Source organism: Halovulum sp. GXIMD14793 (genome assembly GCF_054457435.1).
In genome coordinates, this window is the sequence record NZ_JBTLNE010000003.1 from 99,307 (window position 1) to 105,809 (window position 6,503).

The 6,503-nt window shown below is 59.5% G+C and carries 7 protein-coding genes; 3 read left to right on the plus strand and 4 right to left on the minus strand.

The annotated features are described in order from the left end of the window. Positions 1-47 precede the first annotated feature (47 nt). Genes ACW9UQ_RS01065 through ACW9UQ_RS01075 form a run of 3 tightly spaced genes read left to right on the plus strand, consistent with a single transcriptional unit; the run spans position 48 to position 3,155 of the window. Positions 48-968, plus strand: a complete 921-nt coding sequence (locus ACW9UQ_RS01065; RefSeq protein ID WP_458929135.1) for a carbohydrate ABC transporter permease — start codon at positions 48-50, stop codon at positions 966-968. Positions 969-1,003: 35 nt separating this feature from the next. Further along, a complete protein-coding gene (locus ACW9UQ_RS01070; RefSeq protein ID WP_458929136.1) occupies positions 1,004-2,272 on the plus strand; it encodes an extracellular solute-binding protein in 1,269 nt (422 codons plus the stop codon). Between the two features lie 58 nt (positions 2,273-2,330). Further along, positions 2,331-3,155, plus strand: coding sequence for a phosphodiesterase (locus tag ACW9UQ_RS01075; protein WP_458929137.1), 825 nt, complete (start codon positions 2,331-2,333; stop codon positions 3,153-3,155). 253 nt (positions 3,156-3,408) lie between these two features. On the opposite strand, the gene ACW9UQ_RS01080 is transcribed toward ACW9UQ_RS01075, so the two are convergent. The 4 genes from ACW9UQ_RS01080 to ACW9UQ_RS01095 form a co-directional block, all read right to left on the minus strand. Continuing rightward, on the minus strand, positions 3,409-4,065 hold the full coding sequence (locus ACW9UQ_RS01080) for a class I SAM-dependent methyltransferase (RefSeq protein ID WP_458929138.1): 657 nt from the start codon (positions 4,063-4,065) through the stop codon (positions 3,409-3,411). 4 nt (positions 4,066-4,069) lie between these two features. Then, positions 4,070-5,293 (minus strand): BtaA family protein, encoded by a 1,224-nt coding sequence (locus tag ACW9UQ_RS01085; RefSeq protein ID WP_458929139.1) that lies wholly within the window; start codon positions 5,291-5,293, stop codon positions 4,070-4,072. Then, on the minus strand, positions 5,290-6,147 hold the full coding sequence (locus ACW9UQ_RS01090) for a UDP-2,3-diacylglucosamine diphosphatase (protein ID WP_458929140.1): 858 nt from the start codon (positions 6,145-6,147) through the stop codon (positions 5,290-5,292). Before ACW9UQ_RS01090 ends, ACW9UQ_RS01085 begins: the two co-directional genes overlap by 4 nt. Before the next feature lie 6 nt (positions 6,148-6,153). Continuing rightward, the coding region (locus ACW9UQ_RS01095) for a hypothetical protein (protein ID WP_458929141.1) at positions 6,154-6,503 on the minus strand (350 nt) is incomplete at its 5' end.

A 6,503-nucleotide genomic window follows, 5' to 3' on the forward strand; every position in this document is an offset into this window, starting at 1 on the left:
GTCTCTGACGACAGCTGGATTGCCCGCCTGCGCCGCCGTATCTGGAAATGACCGCCGCCGCCCCTGTTGCCACGCAAAGCGTCCGGTTTTCCACCGCGGAGGCGATCAAGCATGTCGTGCTGATCCTGGGCGCGGTGATCGTGCTGATCCCCTTTTATGTGATGGTCAGCTATTCGCTGAAAGCCCCGGCCGAGATCATGCAAGGCACGGGCGGCTTCTTCGGCTCTCAAGCTCCGTTCCGCGATGACTATTGCATCAAGCTGGGCCGCGATGCGGCGGAGTGCATGGTTAACCCGGCGGTCTACAACTACACCACCGCGTTCGAGAAAGCGCCGCTGCTGCGCTATCTGCTGAACGGTGTGATCGTCACCGTCTCCATCTTTGTTATTCAGGTGATCATCGCCCTGCCCTGCGCCTATGCACTGGCCAAGTTGCGCTTTTGGGGGCGCGAGGCGGTGTTTTCCATGGTGCTGCTCTGCCTTCTGATCCCCGTCCATGCCATCGCCCTGCCGCTTTATATCATGCTGGCCAAGCTGGGGCTGACCAACAGCTATGCCGCCCTTGTGATCCCTTGGACGATCAGCGTTTTCGGCATTTTCCTGATGCGCCAGTTTTTCATGACGGTGCCCGATGATCTGATTGATGCCGCACGGATGGACGGGATGTCCGAATTCTCGATCATCTGGAATGTCATGTTGCCGGTGGCGATCCCGGCGCTGATGGCCTTTGCCATCTTTTCGGTGGTCGCGCATTGGAACGACTATTTCTGGCCGCGCATTGTCATCACCGGCAATCGCAACCTTTTCACCCCGCCCTTGGGTCTGCGTGAGTTCAAGGGCGACGCCGATGGCGACAATTTCGGGCCGATGATGGCCACGGCTGTTGTCATCGTCACCCCTTTGATCGTGGCGTTTCTGCTGGCGCAGAGACGGTTTATCGAAGGCATCACGCTTTCAGGGATGAAGTGATCCCGTTTCCTTTCCATCCAACAGGAGTGAGTAAGATGAGAAAGACTCTCAGTGCCCTTGCGGTGCTTATGGCTGCGGCCCCAGCCGTTGCACAGGACGAGAAAATCGTCGTGGAATTCGCCTATCCCTACAGTCACCTCTTTGATGTGACCTATGAAAAGATCCTGCCGCAGTTCTATGCGCAGCATCCGAATATCGAGATCAAGATCCGCGCCACCTACGAAGATTACGAGGACGGCACCAACACCATCCTGCGCGAATCTGTCGCTGATGAGCTGCCGGATGTGACAATGCAGGGTCTGAACCGTCAGGCCATTCTGGTGGAGAAGGGCATCGCCCGGTCGCTGGAGCCGTTCATCGCAAAAGAAGCTGATTTCGCCAAGGATGGCTATCACGAGGCGATGCTGGAACTCGGCACGTTCAATGACGAAGTGTACGGTCTGCCCTTCTCGGTCTCGCTGCCGGTTGGTTATTACAACTGGGAAGTGATGGCGAAGGCCGGGATCACTGAGGTCTCTCAGCTGCCCAAGACTTGGGACGAGGTGATCGCCACATGCGGCAAGCTGCGCGAAGCCGGTGTCGAGAACCCGATGTTCTGGGGCTGGAACATCACCGGTAACTGGTTCCTGCAGGCCCTGATGTGGTCGCAGGACAAGCCGACCGTTGTGGATGCTGATTTCCAGCTGGACACGCCTGAAGGTCTGACCGCGCTGAAAACCATGCACAAGTTGTTCCGCGAATGCGAGATGCAGAACCTGGAATGGAAAGCCGCCCTGACGGCGTTCTCCGCGGGCGAGGTTGGTATGATGTTCTGGTCCACCTCTGCCGTTGGTGCCGTGGAACGCTCTATGGGTGATTTCACGCTGGTGACCAACGAATTCCCCGGCCTGACCGCCGAGGGACCGATGGGCCTGCCTGCAGGCGGGAACGCGGCGCTGCTGGTCTCTACCTCGGACGATCCGAAAGAGCTGGAAGCGGCATGGCTGTGGCTGAAGTTCATCACCTCGGGCGAAGGCGCTGCCGAAGTCGCCCGGACCACCGGTTATATGCCGCCGAACCAGGCTGCCAACGAAATCATCCTGAAAGATTTCTACGCCCAGAACCCCGCCAAGGCGACCGCCGTGCGTCAGCTGCCGCTGCTGCGCGAATGGCAGGCCTATCCGGGCGATAACGGTCTGGCGATCACTCAGGTGATTTATGACGGGCTGGAGGGCATCGTCACCGGCGATTACGACGATATGGAAGAGCTGCAACAGGAACTGAACGAAGAGGTTCAGGACTTGCTGCCCAGCGACGGCTCGTAAATGCCAATCGGCCCCTCCGGTTCGCCGGAGGGGCCTTTTTGATCAAGGGACCCCTGCCATGAAACTGCTGCAACTGACCGACATCCATCTGACCACCCCGGGCCAGTCCATTGGCGGGCGCGATCCCAACGAGAATTTTGAGCGCGCGCTGACACATGCGCTGGCAGATCACGCCGATGCCGAAGCGCTGTTCATCACCGGAGATTTGTCCGACTGGGGCGAGCGGGCCGATTATGAACGCCTGCGCGACCGGCTTGCCGACCTGCCCCTGCCCGCGCATCTGTGCATCGGCAATCATGATGACCGCGAGACGCTGCTGTCCGTCTTCCCTGAACTGGCGGATGAAGACGGCCACGTACAGAAAGTCGTACCGCTAAGCCTTGGCCATGCCATCCTGCTGGACACATGGGGTCCCGAGACCCATGCCGGGCATTTCTGTGCCACCCGCGCAGCATGGCTGGATCGCCAGCTGTCCGCGCTGGATGGGCCGGTTTGGCTATTCATGCACCACAATCCAGTGCCCCTTGGTATCGGCCCGATGGACAAGATCATGCAGCTTGACGCCAAGGTGATGGCCGAGGCGCTGGCGCCGCATAAAGGTAAGGTCCGGCATATCTTTCATGGTCACTGCCACCTGCCCCTGTCCGGCTCCTGCTGCGGTATTCCGTTTTCAGCACCGCGCGGGACCAACCATGCGGGTTGGCCGGATTTCACCGCGACAGAGCAACTGGCGGCCTCTGACCTGCCGGAAGGCTATGCCGTCATTCTGACCCATGGCGACGATGTGATGGTGCATATGGTGGAGTATGGCTATCAGGGCGAAGTACGCCGCGAAGGCTCGCCCGATTACGCAGACTGGGACCGGCTGACGATGGTGCGGTAGGCCGCCCCCTTACCTCCCTGCAACCTAAATGGAGTGCCAGCGCGGAGCAAAGGCCGAAGGCCGCCGCGCATCGCCGAGCCGTCCCGTCGGCACGGCGATTGGGTGGGTCTTGGTGCGCCGGATGGATGGTGCGCGCCTGTGGTGAAGATAAACCGCTGCTGAACCGACGCAGGATCGCCGCGCCACGGCTCGGCGATCCACGGCTCTGCACCCGGTAAAACAAAGCTCAGACAAGGTTTAAGGTAGCGCCAATCTACCCCGGCGCCCGGATCACCAGATATTGCGCATAATCGCGGTAAAGCGTGCGCCACTCCGACGCCCCACCAATCTCATCCGCGATATCGGCACCCACAATCGCCAGATCCGCGCGCGGCGTGACATGGAACTTTGCCAGCCATGCCGTAAGGCCCCGTCCGAACCAGCGCGGCAGGCGGTTCTGGCTTGAAAAATCCACCACGTGAACCTCGCCGCCGGGGGCCAGTTGCCGGGCGGCATGGCGCAATGCGGCTTGCCAGCCGGGGATCATCGACACGGCATAAGACAAAACAATCCGGTCAAACCCCTGCACGCCGAACACCGCTTTGGGATCAAAATCTGTCGCATCGGCCCGCGCCAGTTCCACGCGCCCCTCCAACCCCTTGCCTTGCATCTTGGCCGTGGCCGACCAGAGCATCTCGGCCGAGATATCCAGCCCACAGAGCAGACATTCAGGATGCCGCTTGGCAATCAGCGCCAGATTGCGCCCGGTGCCACACGCCACCTCCAGCACCCGTCCCTTGGGCGGCGGGGCTAGCTCAGAGATCAGGTGATCGCGTCCTAACAGGTAATATCGCCGGGTCAGATCATAGATCCGGCGCTGATGCCGATAGGTCGCATCCATCAACTCTGCATGAGAGGTATCGCTCGGCATCCGCTTATCCCTCGAACCGGTAAAGATGCACACCACCATAGATGGCCGAACGGTCCGACTTAAAGGCCGTTTCGGAAGCAGCCGCATCATAGGCCCAACGATCCAGCACCGCAGGCTTGACCCGGCCGGGCAGGATATCAGCCGCCCCGCCCGTTCGGAACAGAACCCGCGCACCCGGCGCGGCGGTGCGGGTGATTTCCTGCCACAGCGCATTCAACTGATCGTCATTCATCCAGTCCTGAGCATCCAGCAACACGAAACAGTCTTTGCTGGCGGCCGGTTGCTCCGCCAGCAAATCGGTCAGCGACCGGTTCAGGACAGTGACATTCGCCCTCCCCTCCCGCACCGCATCAAAATGCGCTGCTTCAAGATAGGGTGGTAAGGCCCGCGGCGCATCGGGTTTGTAATGCCGGGCAAAGGCTTGCCAGGCGAAATAGTTCTGATCAATCGGGAAATCGCACATCAGCTTGCGCACCCGCTCGCGCAGCACCGGCAACACGTCGCCGCCGCCATCTGCGGCCAGCTTGTCATATTGCGCAGGCGGAATGCCCAGCCCAAACAGCGAGGCCCGGCGACGCACCAGCGCCTTGACCAGCCAGCGCTCAAATTGCGGGGCGATCTTGGCATCAAAGAACGCTTTCTGTTCCTCCAGCGTCTTGCACTCCAGCAACGGGCGAAATTTCACGCCGCCCATCCAGGCGATCACATGCACACTGGCCAGAAACCGGCCGAGCAAACCGAACCGATAGAACCCGCGGGAAAACCGGCTGATCCGGCGGCGCACCAGCGCCCGCCCAGACCAGTAGGCCTGCGTATCCGCATCAAGGTGCGGGGCAAGGTCGCGGTGATAGACGTCAATATTCTCCGCTTTGTCCGCCTCGACAAAGAAGCGCTGGAATGCAGCGTGATCCAGATGCCGGGCGGCCGTCAGTTTCAGCCGGTTCAGCGCCACATGCGCGGGCGACAAGTCCACAGCGGTGATGCTGGCGGGGCGCGCAGATAGATAGGACATCACATTGCAGCCGCCCGATGCGATACAGACCAGATTGTCCGATGGACCGATCTGCAGCGCCGCCATATCCGCAACCGGATCTTCCCAGATTTGCGGATACACCAGGCCGCGGAACAGGCGCGAAAAGCTGCGCTCCAGCAGGCCAGAGCGGCTCATCGCCTTGTTCTGATGCACCGCCTGGGCCAGTTGGCCATCGACATTGGCAAGGTCGGTCATGAGGTGCTTTCCTTTTCCCGGTTGGTCGCACGCTGGCGGTCTTTGCGGCGTTGGACGGCCCGGCGACGGCGGGCAAATGATTGGCCCGTGCCGTTCTGCTGTGCCCATTCGATCAGTTTAAGCTGCCCTTCATGGGTTTCGATCACGGCCGTGCAGCTTTCCACCCAATCGCCTGTATTGATATAGTCAATCTCGCCGACCCGGCGCATGGCAGCACTGTGGATATGGCCGCAGACAATACCGTCATACCCGCCGCGCCGCGCCTCATCTGCAAGGACGGTCTCGTATTCCGAGATATAATTGACGGCTTTCTTGACCTGCTGCTTGGCCCAGTTCGACAAAGACCAATACTGCCCACCATAAAGCCGCCGGGCTTTGTTGACCCAACGATTAAGCCAGAGCGAGAATTCGTAGGCCTGGTCACCAACATGGGCCAGCCATTTGGCATTCATCACAATGGCATCGAACTGATCGCCATGGGTCACCAGAAAGCGCCGACCGTCAGCGGCCAGAAAATCCGCTTTCTCCAACACCTCGATCCCGCCGAAATGCGTGCCGAGATAGTTGCGGGCAACCTCGTCATGATTGCCGGGCACATAGATGATCTGGGCTCCGTCATGCGCCTTTTGCAGAATCGCATGCAACACATCATTATGCTCCTGCGGCCAATGCCACCCCCGTCGCAACCGCCAGCCATCGACAATATCGCCGATCAGATACCAGGTCTCCGCCTCGTGGCGTTCCAGAAAATCGAGAAGTTTATCGGCCTGACACCCCCGGGTCCCCAGATGGATGTCCGACAGAAAGATCGTACGGCAGTGCCGGCTCATATCGCGCGGGTCGAGGGCGTTCATGAGAGATCAATCCTGCATTTTGATTGCATTTTTGCGACAGCTAGCTAAATCTTGTGTGTCAGATGCGAAGTGACGCAATGGGGAGCTCAACCCCTGCCTCAATTTCAGTTGTTCGCATCCGACAGCAGCCTCCAAATTCAACCTGAAGATGAAAACATATTTTCTATCCGGTCCTTCGATCATATGACAGATCCCGGAATCGGACCATGCGATGACTTCAAAAAACCTGACCTGCCCCCCGAAACTTCCCTCGTTCTGATGTAGAGTTTGCTCAACCTTTTGAAGGAGCAAACGAATGCGAAAGAGCCGTTTCACGGAAGTCCAAATCATTGGGATGATCAAAGAACAGGAAGCCG